The following is a 19,335-nucleotide window of genomic DNA, read 5'->3' as shown; positions in this document are numbered from 1 at the left end:
ATCTCCATAGAGTTTCGGCTGTCATAGCGAAGGGGAAACGCCCGGCTCCATTCCGAACCCGGAAGCTAAGCCCTTCAGCGCCGATGGTACTGCACTGGTGACGGTGTGGGAGAGTAGGACGCAGCCGGACATCTTTTCCGAAAGTGCCCCGCCTGACTGAGGTCAGTGCGGGGTACTTTTGCATTCCCTTCCAGGCTCACATCGGCAGGGGCACACGAACCGCGGTCTGGTGCATGTGCACGGTCGGCTGGGTCGGTCGCGCGAGCGGCATAGGGTGGTCAGGAGAGAACTAGAACAGTGAATGCAGCGAGATAGAACCGGAGCACATGATGACCCCTGACCAGGACCGTCCTCTGTCGGGCCAACGGGGGTCTGGACGCGGCGGCGGTTCGGGTCGAGGGCATGCTGATCGCGCAGGAACGGGTCGGGGTGCTGGGTCACGCGTTGGTGGCCCGCGTACCGCCGCCTCGCGCACGGGTGCCCAGCGAGGCGGTGCGGGCGGTGCGGAAGGTGCCGACCGGACCCCCCGCGAGGCCGGCGGCCAACGACTGACCCCGAAGAAGCCTCGGTTGCCCGAGCCGGCGATCGCGGACGGAGTAACCGGCAAGGAGCTGGACCGGGCCGTGTGGACTCAGCTGCGCACGCTGACCAAAGAGAACGCTCAGGGGGTGGCCCAGCATCTGGTGATGGTGGCGTTGTTGATGGACGAGGACCTCGAGGGCGCGGAGGCGCACGCTGAGACCGCGGTGCGTCGGGCCGGACGGGTGCCAGCCGCTCGAGAGGCGCGTGGCCTGGTGGCCTACCGGCGCGGGGAATGGGCGACGGCGCTGAGCGAGTTCCGAACCGTGCGGAGGTTGTCCGGCTCGTCGCACCTGCTGCCGCTGATGGTGGACGCAGAGCGAGCGCTGGGCCGACGTAGCCGGGCGCTCGAGCTCGCCTCCTCTCCGGAGGTCTCGACGCTCGCCCACGACGAGCGTGTCGAGCTGGCGATCGTCGTGTCCGGGATCCGGCGGGACATGGGGGATGCCGATGCCGCGCTGGCCGGACTCCGGTTGCCGGAGCTCGACCCCCGCCGCCGCAAGGCATGGAGCGGGAGGTTGTTCTACGCCTACGCGGAGGCCCTGCTCGCGACGGGGGACCGGGTCACCGCGCGCGAGTGGTTCTCCCATGCGGTCGACGCGGACGAGGACCTCGAGACCGACGCGGCGGACCGGCTCGCCGAGCTCGACGGCGTCCGTCAGGTCGACCTGCTCGACGTACTCGACGTACTCGACGTGCTCGACGTGCTCGACGTGCTCGACTCTGACGAGGGTGGCACAGGTGACCCAGATGCCGGGGGTGGCACCAGAGGCACTCGACTCTCCAGGGATGGAGAGCAGGCTGGAACCGGCGAGCGGTGAGGACGACGGCGACTCTGGCCGAGGCGTACCAGGCTGTGGTCTGTGACCTCGACGGGGTGGTTCGGCGCGGGACGCGCGCCGTCGCCCATGCGGTCGACGCGCTTACGGCGCTGGGTGTGCCCGTCGTCTATGCGACCAACAACGCCTCGCTGACGCCGGCGGACGTCGCTGCGCAGCTGGTGGGACTCGGGCTGGCGGTCAGCGCCGATGACGTGGTGACCAGCTCGCAGGCCGGTGCGGCCTTCCTCGGTGAGCGCCTGGCGCCAGGGTCGGTCGTGCTCGCGGTCGGCGGCCGCGGTGTCGCCGATGCCTTGCGTGAGGTCCACCTGACGGTAGCCGAGTCCGCCAGTGACGGCGAGCTCGTGGCGGTGCTGCAGGGGTATGGGCCGCTGGTGACCGCGACCGACCTGGCCGAGGCGGCGTACGCGGTGCAGGCCGGGGCGCTGTGGGTGGCGACCAACGCAGACCGGACCCTACCCACCCACCGGGGCGTGGCCCCAGGCAACGGTGCCCTGGTCGAGGCGGTGTCGTTCGCCACCGGCACACGACCGGTCGCGGTAGGCAAGCCCGCGCCGGCGCTCTATGACCTGTCGATGGCCCGTCTGGGCTGCGGTCGCGAGGACACACTGGCGATCGGAGACCGCCTGGACACCGACATCCTCGGTGCTATGGCGGCCGGCGTCGACTCGTTGTGGGTGCTGACCGGCGTCGACGACCTCCGGTCGTTCGCGCGTGCCCCCGATCGCCCACTCCCGACCTATGCGAGTGTCGATCTCAGAGCGTTGAGTCTGCCGCCCCAGGTGGCGGTGAAGGACGGTTCCGCGTGGAGCTGCAACGGGGTTGCTGTCACGGTCGACCCCGTGACGGGAACCGTTGTCATCACAGGGCGTTCGGGTCCGGCGTCGGACGTGGTCGAGCGGGACTCTGTGCTGGCCTGCGCATTCCGTGCCCTGGCCGAGGCTCGTGACGGCTCCGGTTCGTCACCCGCCGGGCTCGACGCGCTGGACCGAGCAGCCGCCGCTCTGACGAGCGAGCTTGCCTGAGTCGGGTGCACAACCGTCGTGGGCAGTAGCGTGGTGACGTCGACGATCCGTCGGGCGAGCCGCGGACATCGAACTAGTCAGGAGGCGGTCATGCCGTTCGAGTCGATCCGCGGGTACCTGCAGCTGGCGTCGGGGTTGGTGGAGGTGACCCGGGCCAAGGCCACCGAGGCGGCGATGTCCCTGCTGACCCTGCCGTCCACCCTTTCGGGCGGAACCCTGTCGACCCAGGCGCAAGACCTGGCCGAGGAGCTGATGGCGGCCGCGACGGCCAACCGGTCGAACCTCATCGCCCTGGTCCGCAGCGAGGTCGAGAAGGCGGTCGCCAAGGCGTCGTTGATGCCGCTGGACGAGCTGGACCGGGCGCGGGCCGGTATGGCCAAGCTGTCGTCCGACGTGGAGGAGCTGCGCGACGAGGTGCTGGCCATGCCGGCCGTGCGCGCGGTCCCCGGCGTTTCGGAGATGTCGACCATGCTGGGCGTCCGACCGGGTAGGCGTCGCGTGTCGAGTTCGACCGACTCCGTCGTGGGCGGCGCCGTGGTTTCGGGTCCGGCGCCCCTGGACGAGACGAGCCGAACGCCCGCCCCACTCCCCGTGCCCTCAGCCGTGAACACACCGCCGAAGAAAGCGTTGGCGAAGAGGGCTGTTTCGAAGAAGGCCGTTTCGAAGAAGGCCGTGGCGCCTGGTCCGGTGAGCGAGCCCGCGGTGACCAGGGCATCAGTGCCGGCGAGGAGAGCGCGGACGGCGAAGAAGGCGGCTACGCCGGTCCAGGCAAAGACAGCCCCAGCGAAGAAGGCAACGTCGAAGAAGGCAACGTCGAAGAAGGCGACAACAAAGAAGGTGGCAACAAAGAAGGCAACAACAAAAAGGGCAGCGGCACCGGCTACCGCCAGGAAGGCCACGACGGCAAAGGCTGCGAGGAGAAAGGCTGCACCTTCGGAGCAGGCGGCGACCACGAAGAAAGCGGCGACCACGAAGGCGACGGGTGCTTCTCGGTGACGGATCAGGCGAGCCCAGAGGGGGTCGTCTCCGAGCAGGACAGCGCGCGAGACGTCGCACCTCGAACGGGTGACGACCACATCGACGCCGCGCTGGACGACCTCGACAGGGCGCCCGAGTCCGATCTCGACGAGCAGCTGGCTGCGGGCGAACGTCTCAATGCGGTCCTGGGCCACCGGCTGTCAGATCTCGGTGGCGGCTGACCCCCCTAGCACCGCGTCCGAGCTACGCCGGCTCGACGTGGAGCTGGTCCGGCAGGGACTGGCGCGCAGCCGCGGACAGGCTCGGGAGCTGATCGATATGGGGGTCGTCCTCGTCGACGGCCGACCTGGCAAGGCGAGCACAAAGGTTGCCGCGACAACGGCCATCCGGCTGACGGCGGAGCCGGACCGGTGGGTGGGTCGAGCGGCATACAAGCTCCTGGAGGCGCTGCGAGTGTTCGGACCCGCGGGCCTGGGAGTCACGAACGCCCGCTGTCTCGATGTCGGCGCGAGCACTGGCGGGTTTACGCAGGTCCTGCTCGAGGCGGGCGCGGCGCACGTGACGGCGCTCGACGTGGGGCATGGCCAGCTGGTCACTGCGATCGCCGGCGACCCACGGGTCGAGGAGCGGTCCGGGATGAACATCCGCGACGTCGCTGCCGGCGACCTGGGGGCGGAGTTCGATGTCGTGGTCGCCGACCTGAGCTTCATCTCGCTGAGTACTGCGCTCCCGGCGATGGTGAGCCAGCTGCGACCCGGTGGCGACCTGGTCGCGCTCGTCAAGCCGCAGTTCGAGGTCGGGCGTGACCGGCTCGCGCGGACAGGGGTGGTGACCTCGCGGGCCGAGCGGCGGCGGGTCCTCGGCGCCGTGGTCGGGTCGGCTCGGAGGCTCGGCGTGGACATCCACGGGATCACCTCCAGCCCGATCCGGGGCGCGGAGGGCAACCGGGAGTACCTACTCTGGGTCAGGCAACGCAGCGACGGTGCTGCGGGAACGTCCGAAGCACCGGCCCCCCTCAGCGAACAGGAGCTGGACGCGCTGGTGGCCGACGTAACGAGCTCGCACACGGACAGCACCACCCGATGAGGCCGGAGGAACGGGCGTGACGCGTCGCATTCTGCTCGTCGCCCACCCCAGACGCGCGGAGGTGCGGGATATCGCGCGCCGTGTGGTCGAGCAGCTGAAAGCCGCCGACATCGAGGTGGCGCTGCCCCCTGATGACGCGCGCGAGCTCGCCGAGATGGACATCGGTCCGGTGGTGCTGGCCGACGCCGAGTCGCCCGCAACCGGGTGTGAGCTCGTCGTCGTCCTCGGCGGCGACGGGACCATCCTGCGCGGCGCCGAGCACGCGCGCGGGACGACCGCCCCCTTGTTGGGCGTCAACCTCGGGCACGTCGGCTTCCTCGCCGAAGCGGAACGTGAGGACGTCGCCGCAACGGTCGAGCACATCGTCTCGCGCAGCTACACGGTCGAGGAGCGGATGACGCTCGACGTCCTGGTCCGCCCGGACGGAGAGGCGGTGACCCGGTGCTGGGCCCTTAACGAGGTCAGCGTGGAGAAAGCTGCCCGCGAACGGATGCTCGAGGTCGCGGTGGGGGTCGACGGGCGACCGTTGTCGACGTTCGGCTGCGACGGCGTGGTCATCGCGACGCCGACGGGATCGACGGCGTACGCGTTCTCCGCCGGCGGACCCGTGGTCTGGCCGGACGTCGAGGCGATCCTGATGGTCCCCAACAGCGCTCACGCGCTCTTCTCTCGGCCCATCGTCGTCGGTCCTCGCTCCCGGATCGACGTCGAGGTGATCCCGAGCGCTCAGGGACACGGCGTGATGTGGTGCGACGGGCGTCGGCACGTGGATCTGCCGCCCGGGGCCCGCGTCGAGGCCGCCCGCAGCGACACCCCGGTCCGGCTCGCTCGGCTCAGCTCGTCGCCGTTCACGGACCGGCTCGTGGCGAAGTTCGACCTCAGCATCGCCGGGTGGCGGGGCAGCGCACGCGCGCGCTGACGCGCACTACGGGCGGGCCCGCCTAGTCTGGGAGGCGTGTTCCAGGAGATCCGGATCCAGGGGATCGGCGTCATCGACGACGCCGTGCTGCCCCTCAGCCCCGGCCTGAACGTCGTGACCGGCGAGACCGGGGCCGGCAAGACCATGGTCGTGTCCGGACTCGGACTCCTGCTCGGTGCCCGCGCCGACACCGGGCTGGTGCGGGCCGGGACACGAGCCGCCCACATCGAGGGGGTCCTCACCCTGCCGGAGGGTCACCCAGCGCTGGTCCGGGCCGCCGACGCCGGGGCCGACCTGGGGGCCGACATGGACGAGGACCTCGTGCTGGTGCGCACGGTCGGTCAGGACGGCCGCTCCCGTGCCCACGTCGGTGGTCGAAGCACCCCGGTCGGGGTTCTCGCCGAGCTGGGGGAGCTGCTCGTCGCCGTCCACGGACAGTCCGACCAGTGGCGGCTGCGCCATGGAGACCAGCACCGTCAGGTGGTCGACGAGTTCGGTGGCGTCGTCGTCGCCGAGGCGCTCGAAACATACCAACGCACGTTCGATGCTCTCGCGGACGCGACCCGCGAGCGCGACCGGTTGCGCGCGCTGGCCGCCGACCGAGCCAGGGAGACCGACGCGCTCCAGACCGGGCTGGACCGGATCGAGGCGGTGGACCCGCAGCCTGGCGAGGACCTCGCGCTGCGGTCGGAGGACGAGCGGCTGGCCCACGCGGACGGGTTGCGGCTCGCGGCAGCACAGGCTCACACCCTGCTCACCGGCGACACGGGCACCGGCCCGGGGTATGCCGACCAGGCCGGGATCGTCGACGAGCTCGCCTCGGCTCGTATGGCGCTCACCCCGATGACCGACCACGACCCAGCGCTCGCCGACCTGGACACGCGGCTGGCGGAGCTCGGTTATCTTGGCAGCGACCTCGCCGCCGACCTGGCGTCCTACGCCGCGAGCGTCGACGTCGACCCCGCCCGGTTAACGTTCGTGCAGCAGCGCAGGGCAGATCTCGCGAGTCTCACGCGGGTCTACGGCGACACTGTGGACGAGGTGCTGGCTTGGGGATCGCAGGCGGCGCTGACCCTTGCCGAGCTGACCGGCGCCGACGACCGTGTGGACCAGCTCGACGCCGAGACGGTACGCCTGCGTCAGCAGCTCGCTGTCTGCGCCTTGGAGCTGACGACGGTCCGACGGCAGTCGGCGGACGAGTTCGGCCACCAGGTGACCGGCGAGCTCAGGCACCTGGCGATGGGGCGGGCCGAGGTGACGGTCTCGGTGTCTGCTCGTTCCGACCCCGAGGGGCTCGCTGGAGTGGGGAGCACGCGAGTGGAGCCAGTGAGGTTCACGCGCTCGGGCACCGACGACGTGGAGATCCAGCTCGCCTCCGGCCCGGGGAACCCGCACCGGAGTGTCGCTCGCGCCGCCTCGGGTGGGGAGCTCTCCCGGGTGATGCTGGCGATCGAGGTCGTGAGCCGCGGCCGAGCGGTTCCCACCTACGTGTTCGACGAGGTCGACGCTGGGGTCGGAGGGCGAGCGGCACTCGACGTGGGGGCCCGCCTGGCCTCCCTCGCACGGCACGCCCAGGTGGTGGTCGTCACGCACCTGGCCCAGGTCGCCGTCTTCGCGGACCGGCACCTGGTCGTCACCAAGGACGAGAGCGGCGCCGTGACCGCTAGCACCGTCCGGGTGGTCGAGGAGTCCGAGCGGCTGGGCGAGCTCTCGCGGATGATGGGTGGCGACCCGGCTTCTGCGACGGGGTTGGCCCACGCGCAGGAGCTGCTCGCCCAGGCGACGGTGCAGCGAACGGCACCCTCGCCTGGGGCGCGCCGACCAAACGGCGGTCGCGGCCGACGCGGAACCGTGGCATAGACTGCAATCCCGTGGCAGAGCAGACGAAACACATCTTCGTTACCGGGGGCGTCGCCTCCTCGCTCGGCAAGGGGTTGACCGCTTCCAGCCTCGGGCATCTGCTGCGCGCCAGAGGTCTGAGCGTCACGATGCAGAAGCTGGACCCCTATCTCAATGTCGACCCTGGGACGATGAACCCGTTCCAGCACGGCGAGGTCTTCGTGACCGACGACGGGGCGGAGACGGACCTCGACATCGGCCACTACGAACGGTTCCTCGACGTCAACCTGCGCGGAAGCGCCAACGTCACGACGGGTCAGATCTACAACCGGGTCATCGCGAAGGAGCGCCGCGGCGAGTACCTCGGTGACACGGTGCAGGTGATCCCCCACATCACCAACGAGATCAAGGCCCGGATGCGGGCCACGGCGACGGGGCAGAAGGACGCCCCCGACGTCATCATCACCGAGATCGGTGGCACGGTCGGCGACATCGAGTCGCTGCCCTTCCTCGAGGCGGCCCGGCAGGTCCGCCACGACGTCGGCCGCGACCACGTCTTCTTCCTGCACGTCTCGCTGGTCCCCTACCTCGCCCCCAGCGGCGAGCTCAAGACCAAGCCGACCCAGCACTCCGTCGCTGCCCTGCGCCAGGTCGGCATCCAGCCCGACGGGCTCGTGCTGCGCGCGGACCGTGAGATCCCGGACGGCATCAAGCGGAAGATCTCGCTGATGTGCGACGTCGAGGTCGAGGCGTGCGCTGCCGCGGTGGACGCGCCCTCCATCTACGACATCCCCAAGGTGCTGCACCGCGAAGGCCTCGATGCCTACGTCATCCGCAGGCTGGGACTGCCGTTCCACGACGTGGACTGGCACGACTGGGACCGGATGCTCCAGCGGGTCCACGACCCCGAGCATCTCGTCGAGATCGCGTTGGTAGGCAAGTACATCGACCTGCCCGACGCATACCTGTCCGTTACGGAGGCGATGCGCGCCGGCGGCTTCCAGCACGACGCTCGGGTCGTGATCCGGTGGGTCCCCTCCGACGAGTGTCAGACCGAGGCGGGGGCGCAGCGCGCCCTCGGCGGGGTCGACGCGATCCTGGTGCCCGGAGGGTTCGGGGTTCGGGGGATCGAGGGCAAGCTCGGCGCGCTGCGCTGGGCGCGTGAGCGACAGATCCCGACCCTGGGGATCTGCCTCGGCCTGCAGTGCATGGTCATCGAGTACGCCCGTAACGTGGCCGGCATCGAGGGCGCATCGTCGTCGGAGTTCGACCCTCAGACGCCGGACCCCGTCATCGCGACCATGGAGGAGCAGAAGGCGTTCGTCGAGGGGGCGGGTGACCTCGGCGGCACCATGCGGCTCGGTCTCTACCCGGCACGCCTGACCGAGGGCAGCGTCGTGGCGAGGGCCTATGGCGTGACCGACGTCCAGGAACGCCACCGGCACCGCTATGAAGTCAACAACGGCTACCGCGTCCGGCTCGAGGAGGCCGGGCTTGTCTACTCGGGGCTCTCGCCGGACGGGGAGCTCGTCGAGTTCGTCGAGCTGCCCGCCGACGTACACCCCTACTACGTCGCGACACAGGCCCACCCAGAGTTCCTGTCCCGGCCACACCGCGCCCACCCGTTGTTCGCCGGGCTGGTCGAAGCCGCACTCGAGCGGCAGCGCGGCGAGCGCCTGGTCGAGGTCCCACGCGGCGACGACAGCTTTGACTCGACTCGCCAGAACGCCTCGGCCACACCGGCGTACGCCGCCCCGGCCGGCTGAGCGGCCCGGCGTGGAGCTGCCCGTCAGGTCGGGCCACGACCTGCGTGACACCAGAGTGGACCATCCGGTCACCGCCTCCGACCTCGTCTTCGACGGGATGATCTGGGGCATTCGGCGCGAGACCGTCGACCTCGGTGCGGCCGGGCCAGTCACGCGTGAGTTCATGGACCACACCGGGGCGGTCGCCGTCGTCGCGCTGCGTGAGATCGACGGGGTCGACCACATCGTGCTGATCCAGCAGTACCGCCACCCGGTCCGAACGCTGGAGTGGGAGCTGCCCGCCGGCCTGCTCGACGTCGAGGGGGAACCACCCTGGCGCACAGCCGTGCGAGAGCTCACGGAGGAGGTCGACCTCCGAGCGGGTCGATGGGACGTGCTCATCGACTTCTTCTCCACACCCGGCGGGTCGTCCGAGGCACTGCGGGTCTTCCTGGCGCGCGACGTCGACGAGACCCTGTCCGCATTTGCCCGTGAGGGTGAGGAGGCGGGGATCACCGGCGCCTGGGTCCCGCTCGAGGAGGCATACACCGCCGTCCTCGCGGGTCAGCTGCACAACCCCGGTGCCGTCGTGGGGATCATGGCGGCCTGGGGCGCTCGCGAACGGGGCTGGGAGACGTTGCGGCCGCGCGACACCCCCTGGCCTTGGCATGCCTGACGAGGTCAGAGATCTCAGAGATCGACGGATCCGGGTCAGCGTCTGTCTCGCCGCCTTCAACGGCGCGGCGCACATCGAGGAACAGCTGCAGTCGGTGCTGGCTCAGCTCGGTCCGGACGACGAGGTCGTCGTCGTCGACGACGCCAGCACCGACAACACCTTCGCGGTGGTCACTGGCGCCGGTGATCCGCGAGTCCTCTTGTCCCACAACGAGACCAACGTCGGCTCCGTGCGGACCTTCGAGCGAGCCCTCGGTCTTGCTCGGGGTTCGTACTTGCTGCTTTGCGACCAGGACGACCTCTGGGTGCCGGGGCGAGTGGAGGCCATGGTCGCCGCGCTGGACCAGACCGCGGTGGTGGCCACCAGCGTCGCTGTCCTCGGGGAACCACTCGAACCGCCTCGCTGGCCGCTGCGGGCGAGGGACTCGCACCGGTATGCGGCCAACCTCGTGGCCACGCTCGTGGGGGTGCGCTGGTACTTCGGTTGTGCGATGGGGATCCGGCGCGACGGGCTCGAGATGGTGCTGCCGTTCCCGGCGTACCTTGTCGAGTCGCACGACCTGTGGGTCGCCATCGTGGCCAACACCTGCCGCGAGATGACCCACCTGGAGCGCCCGTCCGTCGCTCGCCGGCTGCACGGCGCCAACCAGACGCCTGAACGGTGGCGCAGCCTGCCGCGGATTCTCGCGGCGCGGTGGATGTTGGCCCGGTGCATTGTCGAAGCACGGCGGCGCGTCACAGCAGCGTGACCGAGGATGGGGGATGCCCTCCCGACTCGCCCCGGCGCGCCGAAGGTTCGTGCTCGGTCTCGTTGCTTTGCTGGTGCTGCTGGTAGCCGTCATCGCCGGGTTGGCGCTGCGCAGCCGGTCGACCTCGGCAACAGCTCCGGACCAGAGTCGTCCCGGACCGGTGCTCCTGGTGCCGGGGTATGGCGGTTCGGTCGCGTCCCTGGCGCCCCTGGCAAGCTCACTGCGGACCTCGGGCCGGGACGTCACGCTCGTCGACCTCCCCGACCAGGCGCTGGGTGACCTCGCCGACCAGGCGGCGTCGCTGGCGGCGACCGCCGACACGGTCCTCGCACGCACCGGGGCTGCGTCGCTCGACGTGGTGGGCTACTCCGCCGGAGGCGTTGTCGCGCGGTTGTGGGTCACGGAGAACGGTGGGGGCGAGCATGTCCGGCGGCTCGTCACTCTTGGCTCGCCGCACCAGGGAACCGATCTCGCCCGTCTCGGGTCACTGGTCTCGGGCAGCTGTCCCACCGCCTGCCAGCAGCTGGCGACCGACAGCCCCGTTCTCGCCCGGCTGGACCGTGAGCCGCTGCCCGCCGGTCTGGTCGTCCTGTCGCTCTGGACCACCCAGGACGACGTCGTCCTGCCGCCGAGCTCGGCCGTGATCGACGGCGTACCGAGCCCGTCGCTGCAGAGCATCTGCGCGTCGGACACGGTCCGGCACAGCGGCCTACCGGGTGACCGACTCGTCCAAGGGCTGGTGGGGGAGGCGCTCGGGTCCGGCGCGCTGCCGACCTGGGGGCCGCAGGACTGCGCCCGCCTCAGCTCGTGACGTCGCGGGTCGTGAAGTTGGCCCACGCGGCGGTCAGGAGCACGACGACATAGACCGCCTGCAGCGCTACCCCGCGTTCGATGCCGCTCCAGAGCACCGGGTCCCGGTAGACGTCGACGAAGGTCAGCCAGTACCGCGTCGGCAGGTAGGGCTGCAGGGGCCGCGCTGCGTCGATGGTGAGCAGCAGGGACGAACCGATGAGGAACGCCAAGGCGCCCAGGCTGGCGCTCTGCGGCGAGTCGGTCAGCGTCGACAGGAACAGCGCCATGGCGGCGACCCCGAGCATCGAGAACGCGACGAGCAGGATCGCCAACGCGGTGCGCCAAGCGATCTGTCCCGGGGTGAGCAGCGTCCCCGACAGGCTCACCATCGCCTGCGACAGAGGTGCGTCGCCGAGCAGCAGGCGCCCGACGACATACCCGATGCCGGTGACCGTGAGCACCGCCACCAGGACGAACGCACTGACGGCCACCAGCTTGCTGACGAGCAGCCGGGTCCGGCCCACGGGTCTGACGAGCAGGTATCGCAGGGTGCCGGCCTGCGCCTCGCCCGCGATCGAGTCGCCCGCGACGACCGCGACGGCGATCGGCAGGAACAGCGGCAGGACGATCGCCAGAGCGGCGATCGCGAACAACGAACCGTTGGCGATGACCGCCGACAGGAAGGCCGGCCCCTGGCCGGGTCGGGGGGCGATCCTGGTCCAGGCCAGTACCCCGGCGACCACGGTCGGTAGGAGGTTGAGCAGCAGGATCGCCAGCCAGGTGCGCTTGCGCCCGAACAGCTTGACCAGCTCGACGCGGATCACGTCGGCACCTCACCCTCGGCTCGAGCGCTGGTGCGCTCGGCGATGACGTCCTCGAGCGACCGGCGTTCGGGGCCGAGCTCGACGACTCGTATGCCGGCGCCCACGAGCAGCGCGTTGAGCTTGGCGGGGTCTTCAGCCCGAACGAGAACTCGATCACCGTCCCGGGACTCGACCGCGGTGCCGAGTAGCTCGGTTGCGCGGTTGCCGTCGGGGGTGCGCACCGCGGTCAGACCGGTGGGCGCACGCAGGACGTCGAGATCCTCCTGCAGGACGAGCCGGCCGCGGTCGAGCAGGCCGATCCTGGTGCACAGCTGCTCGACCTCGGCCAGCAGGTGGCTGGAGAGGAAGATCGTCGTCCCGTCGGAGTGCAGGCGCAGGAGCAGCTCGCGGATCTCGCGGATTCCTTGCGGGTCGAGCCCGTTGGTGGGCTCGTCGAGGACCAGTAGCTCGGGACGGCGCATCAGGGCGGCAGCCAGGCCGAGGCGTTGACGCATACCCAGGGAGTAGGCCCCGACCCGACGCTTCCCGACGCTCCCGAGGCCGACCATCTCCATCGCGTCTCGGGCGCGGTCTCTGCGGTCGCGTCGGCCGCCGCCCAACGGTCCGGCCGGTCGTCGCCCGCTGGCGTCGTAGAGCGCGAGGTTCGCCAGCCCGGACAGGTGGCTGTATGCCGCCGGCCCCTCGACCAGCGCACCCACCCGTGGCAGCACGTCTGCGCCCGACTTCGGCATCCGTCGGCCGAGCACGTCGATCTCTCCCGAGGTCGCCAGCACCAGCCCGAGCAGGCAGCGAACGGTCGTCGTCTTGCCGGAACCGTTGGCGCCGAGGAACCCGTAGATGTCGCCGGGCTGCACGCCCAGGTCCACGCGGTCGACGGCCGTCACCGACCCGTACCGCTTGGTGAGACCGCTCGTCCAGATGACGGGACCGCTCTCCGGCCGGTTGCTGATGCTGTTCACGTGGCCTGCCCGGTGAGCTCGGCGGCGGCGCGCACCAGGCCGTCCGTCGTCAGGGTGCCCGTGACGAGCCACGCGCGCCCGTTGGCCAGGTCCGAGGTAAGCAGCAGCCCGACCGGGCCCACCGACACGGCCACCCCCTCGGGGATCTTCTGGGCTCCCACGGCCACGCTCAGCTGCTGCCGCAGTGAGGCGGCCTGGTCACCAGGCAGCTGGCCGACCACGATCTGGGTCACGCCGCGGCCGTACTCTCCGACACCGGTGAAACCCGGGATCGGCGTCGAGCGGGTGAAGCCCAGCAGCTGACCGGGCAACGGGACACCGCCCGAGCGGCTCAGCTGACGAGCGAGGTCGAACCGCTGACCGTTGCGGACCCGCGCCCCGGGCGGGGGCGTGAAGGCGAGCTCCTGGTCTGACGGGGCCGCGGCGGTGAAGTCGAGGAAGGTGCTGGACATGGCGGCGACGTCGCCGCTGCGCCCGAACACCTCGACGAGCACAGGGATTCCGGAGGCGCGGTCGGCCCAGACGTCGACATGGCCGATGCTGCTGAGGCTCTCGGAGGGCTGCATCCGCAGGCCGTCGGCGTCCCGTCCAGCCACCCGGCGGGCTGGCAGCCCGGACACCTCCCCGGCGCTGGTCTCGGAAAGCATCCGTTCGGCCAGCTGTGGCGGGACCGTGTCGCGGTCCTGCGGGAGGCGGACCGTCCCCGGGAGCTGAGCGGGGGTGACGACGACCCGGTTGTCCTCGTAGTCCCAGACCGAGACGGCTGCGTCCGTGGTGCGCGTACTCGTCTCGCCGAACTGGCTCAACGTGTCTGCCCGCCAGTCCTTCGCCGAGCGCCACCACACGCGGATCTGGGTGCGGCTACCGAGCAGGGTGGCGACGGAGTCGAGCTGGTCGGAGGCCGGTAGGGCGATCGACCCGGTGGTCTCGGCGTACCCGGCGTACGGGTTCGACCACGAGCTGCGCATCCGCTCGAGGAGCTGGGCTGCTGTGGTGTCGCCGGGCCCAGGTGACCCGGCGGGGAGCGCGCGCACGACGAAGGGCACGGCGACGAACGCCGCGACGAGTGCGACGCAGACGGCCCAGCGCCATGGTGCCTTCACCGCGTCAACCTACGTCGAGGTCCTGTGGGGCACGGAGCCGCTGCCAGGCAAAGGATTCGTATGCCGTCGGCGTGGCTTCGTAGGATGGGGCCGCCCGCCCGAGACCGACAGGCTCCGAACGACCGAAGGACCACCAGTGCTCCGCACCACCGAGGCCGGCACGCTGCGCGCCGGCCAGACCGGCCAGACCGTCACCCTCGCGGGATGGGTGGCCCGGCGTCGCGATCACGGTGGGGTGGCGTTCCTGGACCTGCGTGACGCGTCGGGCGTGGTCCAGGTGGTCGCGCGTGACGAGGTGCTGGCGCAGGGCGGCGCGCACGACGTGCGCAACGAGTACTGCGTGCAGGTGACGGGCGAGGTCCGGGGTCGGCCGGAGGGCAACGCGAACTCCGACCTGCCGACGGGCGAGGTCGAGGTCGTCGCGACCGCGATCGACGTCCTCAACCCAAGCGCGCCGTTGCCCTTCCAGGTCGACGAACGCGTCACGGTGGGGGAGGAGGCGCGGCTGCGCTACCGCTACCTCGACCTGCGCCGACCGGCACAGGGCGCGGCAATCCGGTTGCGCAGCAAGGTCAACGCCGCAGCCCGGTCGGTCCTGGCGGCCCACGACTTTGTCGAGATCGAGACGCCGACGATGACGCGCTCGACACCGGAGGGGGCGCGGGACTTCATCGTCCCGGCGCGACTGGCGCCGGGGTCCTGGTATGCGCTGCCGCAGAGCCCGCAGCTGTTCAAGCAGCTGCTCATGGTCGCCGGGATGGAGCGGTACTACCAGATCGCACGCTGCTACCGCGACGAGGACTTCCGCGCCGACCGGCAGCCGGAGTTCACCCAGCTCGACATCGAGATGAGCTTCGTCGAGGAGGACGACGTCGTCACGCTCGGCGAGGAGATCGTGGTCGCGCTCTGGAAGCTGGTCGGCGTCGACCTCGTCACGCCGTTCCCCCGGCTGACCTACGCTGAAGCGATGGCCCGGTTCGGCTCGGACAAGCCCGACATGCGGTTCGGGCAGGAGCTGGTGGACTGCCGGGAGGTGTTCTTGCGGACCGAGTTCCGGGTGTTCCAGCAGAAGTATGTCGGCGCCGTCGTCATGCCTGGTGGTGCGTCGCAACCGCGCAAGCAGCTGGACGGGTGGCAGGAGTTCGCCAGGCAACGGGGGCACAAGGGCCTCGCCTACGTGCTGGTCGGCGACGACGGGGAGCTCGGCGGGCCGGTCGCGAAGAACCTCACCGACACCGAGCGTGCGGGGTTGGCCGCCCACGTGGGCGCGGTCCCCGGCGACTGCATCTTCTTCGCGGCCGGCGCCACCAAGAACGCACGGGCCCTGCTCGGAGCCGCCCGCATCGAGATCGGCCGCCGATGCGGACTGGTCGACGAGGACGCGTGGTCGTTCCTGTGGGTCAACGACGCGCCGCTCTTCGAGCCCGCGAGCGAGGCGGTCGCGGCTGGCGACGTCGCTGTCGGCGCTGGAGCCTGGACGGCGGTGCACCACGCGTTCACGTCGCCCAAGGCGCAGTTCATGGACACCTTCGACACCGACCCCGGGTCCGCGCTGGCGTACGCCTACGACATGGTCTGCAACGGCAACGAGATCGGCGGGGGGTCGATCCGAATCCACCGTCGGGACGTCCAGGAACGCGTCTTCGCGCTCATGGGGCTCAGCCAGGAGCAGGCTCAGGGGAAGTTCGGCTTCCTGCTCGAGGCGTTCCAGTTCGGCGCGCCCCCGCATGGAGGTATCGCGTTCGGGTGGGACCGGATCTGCGCCTTGCTGTCGAAGATGGACTCCATCCGCGAGGTGATCGCGTTCCCGAAGTCGGGGGGCGGCTACGACCCGCTCACCGGTGCGCCCGCCCCGATCACGCCGGAGCAGCGCAAGGAAGCCGGGGTGGACGCCACCCCCCCGACCGACTGACCACTCACCTGGCGTCACACGGAGAACAACTCCGAAACGGGCTGCCTGGTTCAGTCGTCGAGGAACTCCAGCAGCGCCGCGTTGAACTGGTCGGCGTGGCTGACGTTGAGCCCGTGAGGCCCCTTCTCGATCACGACGAGGCGGCAAGCGTCGATGGCCTCGTGGGTGCGCTTGCCCGAGACCTCGAACGGGACGATGCCGTCCGAGTCGCCGTGGATCACCAAGGTCGGTGCTGCAATCTTGGCCAGGTCGGCACGAAAATCGGTGCGCGAGAACGCTTCCACGCAGTCCTCGACGGCGCTCTGCTCCGCGACGGCCTGCATGTCCAGTGCCTCCTGACGCTGTTCCTCGGTGACCATCAGCTCGTCGCCCGCCGAGAAGAACGCCGTGGTGAACGGGTCGAGGAACCCCTCGCGGTCGTCGTGCACACCGGCGACCATGCCCTCGATGTCCTCGTTCGACATCCCGCCGTCGGGGTTGTCGTTGGTCTTCTCCAGGAACGGAGGCACGGCGGATGCGAACACCACGGAGTGGATCTTCACCTCGCCGTGACGGCCGATGTAGCGCGCCACCTCACCGCCGCCCATGCTGAACCCGACGAGTGTGACGTCGTCCAGTCCCAGTCCGTCGATCACGCTGGCGAGGTCGTCGGCGAGCATGTCGTAGTCCAGGCCGCCGCCAGGCTTGTCGGACTCGCCGAACCCGCGCCGGTCGTAGGTCACGACGCGGTAGCCGGCCTCCTCAAGCGCAGGTACCTGCAGGCTCCACGACTTCTCACTGAGCGGCCAGCCGTGGATGAGGACGACCGGGCGTCCGTGACCTCCGGTGTCCTCATAGTGCAGTGAGAGCAAGGCGGCGGTCTTCACAACGGGCACGGGGGGGTCCTTCGTCGTCGTCGGCGGTCGGTGGCAGGAACGACGTTACCCCGGGTGGGAAACGTTCGATGGACGCTCCATGGTTGTCAGAGACAAGGAGGCGGTGGGCTATTCGGTGATGCCGTGTCGGTCGTGCCAGCGGCGCATCGGTGCCGGCGCCCACCAGTTCCAGGTGCCCAGCAGCGTCATGGTGGCCGGGACGAGCAGCATCCGCACCACCGTGGCGTCGAGGGCGACCGCCACCACCAGCGCGACCCCGACCTCCTTGATGATCAGGAGCTGTCCGGCAGCGAATCCAGCGAAGACGATGATCACGAGAAGGGCCGCGGAGGTGATGATCCGTCCCGATCGCTGCAGCCCGAGAGAGACGGCCTGGTCGTTGGGGACGTCACTGCGGTGGAGCTCGGTGATCCGCGCGATGAGGAACATCTCGTAGTCCATAGAAAGCCCGAAACCGAAGGCCAGCACCAGGAACGGGATCAGGGACTCGATGGCGCCGACGGAGCTGAACCGCAGCAGGCCCTCGAGGTTGCCGTCCTGGAACACCCACACGAGCACTCCCAGCGCTGCCCCGAGGGAGACGACGTTGAGGATGAGCGCCTTGATTGGGATGACGACCGAGCCGGTCATGAGGAACAGCAGGACGAAGGTCCCGAGCGCGACCAGGCCGGCGGCGTACGGGGCGCGTTGCACCATGGCCTGGATGAAGTCGAGCTGCTGGGCCGCCGGCCCGGTCACGTAGGTGGTGAAAGCCGGTCGGTTGCTGCGGAGCGCGTCGACGACGCCGTCGGCCTCGGTGCCGAGCGCTGGGCCGCGCACCTGGATCGAGACAGCGCTGAGCGAGCCGGTCACCTCCCGGACCTGGGCGGACTCGACGTCAGGCAGGGTGGTGACGCTCGACGAGACCCACGACTGCACCGTGGCCAGCGGCGCCTCGGCGGCGACGGTCACGTCGGGCGCGCTGAGCGCCGGGTAGTCGGCGGCCAGGTCCGTGAAGAAGACCCGCTCCGGCGAGCTCACCGGGAGCAGCTCCGGGCCGGACGAGGTGAGCTTGATGCCGACCGCGGGTACCGCCAGCGCCAGGAGCACGATCAGCGAAGCGACGATCACCGGGATCGGCCGTCGCTGGACGAACCGAGCCAATTGGGAGAACACTCCGGTGTCCGGCGCGCGTTCGGTGCCCTTGGAGAGCAGTCGACGGGCACCGAGAGCGCAGAGCGCCGGCAGCAGGGTCAGGTCGACCAGCACGGCGACGAGGACGATGGCGACCCCGGCGGCGCCGATGGCGCGGGTGATCTGGGCTTCGAAGATCATCAGCCCGGCCAGGGCGATCGCGACCGTCAACCCGGAGAACAGGACGGTACGCCCGGCAGTCGCCATCGTGCGCGCCGTGGCCAGCACGGTGTCGTCCGGGTTGAACCGACGTCGACGCCGCGGTCCGTGCCGGTCCGAGATCGTCCGCAGCTCCTCACGGAACCGGCTGACGGTGAGCAGCCCGTAGTCGATGGAGAGCCCGAGCCCGAGCAACGTGACGACGTTGACCACGCTGGCGTCGAGGTCCAGCAGGTAGGAGAACCCGAAGAGTGTGGCGAGGCCGCCACCGATGGACACGACGGCCCCGACCACCGGCATACCCGCTGCGACGAAGCCGCCGAACACGAAGAACATCACGATGAACGACAGCGGAAGCGCGATGCCTTCGCCGTTGCGCAGATCCACCTCGATCTGCGACGTGATCGCGGTGAGCAGCGGACCTCCACCACCGACCTGACCCGTGGCGCCGGGGAAGGCGGCGACGATACGGTCGTAGGCCACCCGGACCGCGGCGTTCGCCGCGTTCGTCTGCTCGGAGGTCAGGCCCCGCTCGAGCTCGGCGCTGGTGACGAAACCGCCCGAGGACGCCGTTCCGCCGGCCAGCAATGGCGCGGCGGCAGGGTTGGCGACGCCCTGCGGCAGCAAGAGAGGAGACTTCACGGCGCTGATGCCGGGGATCGACGCGAGCTCGGCAGTGGCCTTCGACGCGGCGGCGACCGCGGTGGTGTCGGTGAAGCTAGCGCCCTTGACCTGGAGCAGCAGGCTGGTCCCTTGGGACTGGTGGGCGGCCAGCAGGTCGGCGCCCTGCTGGGCCTCGCGCGGGACGCTCGGAGCACCGGACTGAAGGCGCTGGAACAGGGACTGCCCCGTGACCCCGCCGACCGCGACAGCGAACGCTGCCACCGTGACGAGAAGCCACCCGACGACGAAACGCCACGGGTGGCGTGCGGTAGTGGCACCGAGCCTGCCCAGGCGGCTGGTCGGGAGCCGCTCGGTCGAGGCCTCGTGCACGGTTCAGGGTACGGGCTGGGTGGGCTTGGGGTGTTGGTGCTCGCCGATACGCTGACCGGCGATGAGCGACAGCGGCCCCGACCTGCCTGACCTGCCTGACCTGTTTCATGG

The 19,335-nt window shown here is 70.3% G+C and carries 17 protein-coding genes and 1 rRNA gene; 12 read left to right on the top strand and 6 right to left on the bottom strand.

Annotated features, from left to right (window positions below):
• Positions 1–13: 13 nt before the first annotated feature.
• From rrf to ABI385_RS08640, 4 genes are all read left to right on the top strand, one after another.
• Positions 14–130 (top strand): 5S ribosomal RNA (gene rrf, locus ABI385_RS08655).
• A 272-nt stretch (positions 131–402) separates the two neighbouring features.
• Entirely contained in the window at positions 403–552 is a 150-nt protein-coding gene (locus ABI385_RS08650) for a hypothetical protein (RefSeq protein WP_348103349.1), read from the top strand.
• 17 nt (positions 553–569) lie between these two features.
• Entirely contained in the window at positions 570–1,400 is an 831-nt protein-coding gene (locus ABI385_RS08645; protein ID WP_348103348.1) for a hypothetical protein, read from the top strand.
• Positions 1,397–2,443 carry an HAD-IIA family hydrolase gene (locus ABI385_RS08640; protein WP_348103347.1) on the top strand — a complete coding sequence of 349 codons (1,047 nt, stop codon included), beginning with the start codon at positions 1,397–1,399 and terminating at the stop codon, positions 2,441–2,443. The genes ABI385_RS08645 and ABI385_RS08640 overlap by 4 nt, the downstream gene beginning before the upstream one ends.
• A gap of 77 nt (positions 2,444–2,520) precedes the next feature.
• Here the strand turns inward: ABI385_RS08640 and ABI385_RS08635 are convergent, their stop codons facing one another.
• Positions 2,521–3,615, bottom strand: a complete 1,095-nt coding sequence (locus tag ABI385_RS08635) for a hypothetical protein (protein WP_348103346.1) — start codon at positions 3,613–3,615, stop codon at positions 2,521–2,523.
• A 16-nt stretch (positions 3,616–3,631) separates the two neighbouring features.
• Here ABI385_RS08635 and ABI385_RS08630 point away from each other — a divergent pair, with 16 nt between their 5' ends.
• Genes ABI385_RS08630 through ABI385_RS08600 form a run of 7 tightly spaced genes read left to right on the top strand, consistent with a single transcriptional unit; the run spans position 3,632 to position 11,245 of the window.
• Positions 3,632–4,507: a TlyA family RNA methyltransferase gene (locus ABI385_RS08630; RefSeq protein WP_348103345.1), complete on the top strand. Its 876-nt coding sequence runs from the start codon at positions 3,632–3,634 to the stop codon at positions 4,505–4,507.
• Positions 4,508–4,523: 16 nt separating this feature from the next.
• Positions 4,524–5,426 carry an NAD kinase gene (locus ABI385_RS08625; RefSeq protein WP_348103344.1) on the top strand — a complete coding sequence of 301 codons (903 nt, stop codon included), beginning with the start codon at positions 4,524–4,526 and terminating at the stop codon, positions 5,424–5,426.
• A gap of 36 nt (positions 5,427–5,462) precedes the next feature.
• Positions 5,463–7,286, top strand: coding sequence for a DNA repair protein RecN (recN, locus tag ABI385_RS08620; protein WP_348103343.1), 1,824 nt, complete (start codon positions 5,463–5,465; stop codon positions 7,284–7,286).
• Between the two features lie 11 nt (positions 7,287–7,297).
• On the top strand, positions 7,298–9,031 hold the full coding sequence (locus ABI385_RS08615; protein WP_348103342.1) for a CTP synthase: 1,734 nt from the start codon (positions 7,298–7,300) through the stop codon (positions 9,029–9,031).
• A 10-nt stretch (positions 9,032–9,041) separates the two neighbouring features.
• Positions 9,042–9,686: an NUDIX hydrolase gene (locus ABI385_RS08610; protein WP_348103341.1), complete on the top strand. Its 645-nt coding sequence runs from the start codon at positions 9,042–9,044 to the stop codon at positions 9,684–9,686.
• A complete protein-coding gene (locus ABI385_RS08605; protein WP_348103340.1) occupies positions 9,679–10,434 on the top strand; it encodes a glycosyltransferase in 756 nt (251 codons plus the stop codon). Before ABI385_RS08610 ends, ABI385_RS08605 begins: the two co-directional genes overlap by 8 nt.
• A gap of 13 nt (positions 10,435–10,447) precedes the next feature.
• On the top strand, positions 10,448–11,245 hold the full coding sequence (locus tag ABI385_RS08600) for an alpha/beta fold hydrolase (protein ID WP_348103339.1): 798 nt from the start codon (positions 10,448–10,450) through the stop codon (positions 11,243–11,245).
• Here the strand turns inward: ABI385_RS08600 and ABI385_RS08595 are convergent.
• Genes ABI385_RS08595 through ABI385_RS08585 form a run of 3 tightly spaced genes read right to left on the bottom strand, consistent with a single transcriptional unit; the run spans position 11,235 to position 14,112 of the window.
• The gene (locus tag ABI385_RS08595) at positions 11,235–12,050 is read right to left on the bottom strand and encodes an ABC transporter permease (RefSeq protein WP_348103338.1); all 816 of its coding nucleotides are present in this window, start codon (positions 12,048–12,050) and stop codon (positions 11,235–11,237) included. The genes ABI385_RS08600 and ABI385_RS08595 overlap by 11 nt on opposite strands.
• Positions 12,047–13,009, bottom strand: coding sequence for an ABC transporter ATP-binding protein (locus ABI385_RS08590; RefSeq protein WP_348103337.1), 963 nt, complete (start codon positions 13,007–13,009; stop codon positions 12,047–12,049). The genes ABI385_RS08595 and ABI385_RS08590 overlap by 4 nt, the downstream gene beginning before the upstream one ends.
• A complete protein-coding gene (locus ABI385_RS08585; RefSeq protein WP_348103336.1) occupies positions 13,006–14,112 on the bottom strand; it encodes a hypothetical protein in 1,107 nt (368 codons plus the stop codon). Before ABI385_RS08585 ends, ABI385_RS08590 begins: the two co-directional genes overlap by 4 nt.
• A gap of 136 nt (positions 14,113–14,248) precedes the next feature.
• Here ABI385_RS08585 and aspS point away from each other — a divergent pair, with 136 nt between their 5' ends.
• Positions 14,249–16,024, top strand: a complete 1,776-nt coding sequence (gene aspS, locus ABI385_RS08580; protein ID WP_348103335.1) for an aspartate--tRNA ligase — start codon at positions 14,249–14,251, stop codon at positions 16,022–16,024.
• A 50-nt stretch (positions 16,025–16,074) separates the two neighbouring features.
• Here the strand turns inward: aspS and ABI385_RS08575 are convergent, their stop codons facing one another.
• Both ABI385_RS08575 and ABI385_RS08570 read right to left on the bottom strand, forming a co-directional pair.
• On the bottom strand, positions 16,075–16,899 hold the full coding sequence (locus tag ABI385_RS08575; protein ID WP_348103334.1) for an alpha/beta hydrolase: 825 nt from the start codon (positions 16,897–16,899) through the stop codon (positions 16,075–16,077).
• Between the two features lie 108 nt (positions 16,900–17,007).
• Positions 17,008–19,224: an MMPL family transporter gene (locus ABI385_RS08570; protein WP_348103333.1), complete on the bottom strand. Its 2,217-nt coding sequence runs from the start codon at positions 19,222–19,224 to the stop codon at positions 17,008–17,010.
• Positions 19,225–19,335: the final 111 nt, after the last annotated feature.

It is taken from the genome of Lapillicoccus sp., from assembly GCF_039935575.1.
Taxonomy (GTDB): Bacteria; Actinomycetota; Actinomycetes; order Actinomycetales; family Dermatophilaceae; genus Lapillicoccus.
Note: the sequence above shows the minus strand (reverse complement) of the source record. Positions and strands in the feature narration are given on the sequence as shown.

Coding starts and splice junctions, on each gene's coding strand:
- ABI385_RS08650 (WP_348103349.1), top strand. CDS start 403: ATGCTGATCGCGCAGGAACGGGTCGGGGTGCTGGGTCACGCGTTGGTG.
- ABI385_RS08600 (WP_348103339.1), top strand. CDS start 10,448: ATGCCCTCCCGACTCGCCCCGGCGCGCCGAAGGTTCGTGCTCGGTCTC.
- ABI385_RS08605 (WP_348103340.1), top strand. CDS start 9,679: ATGCCTGACGAGGTCAGAGATCTCAGAGATCGACGGATCCGGGTCAGC.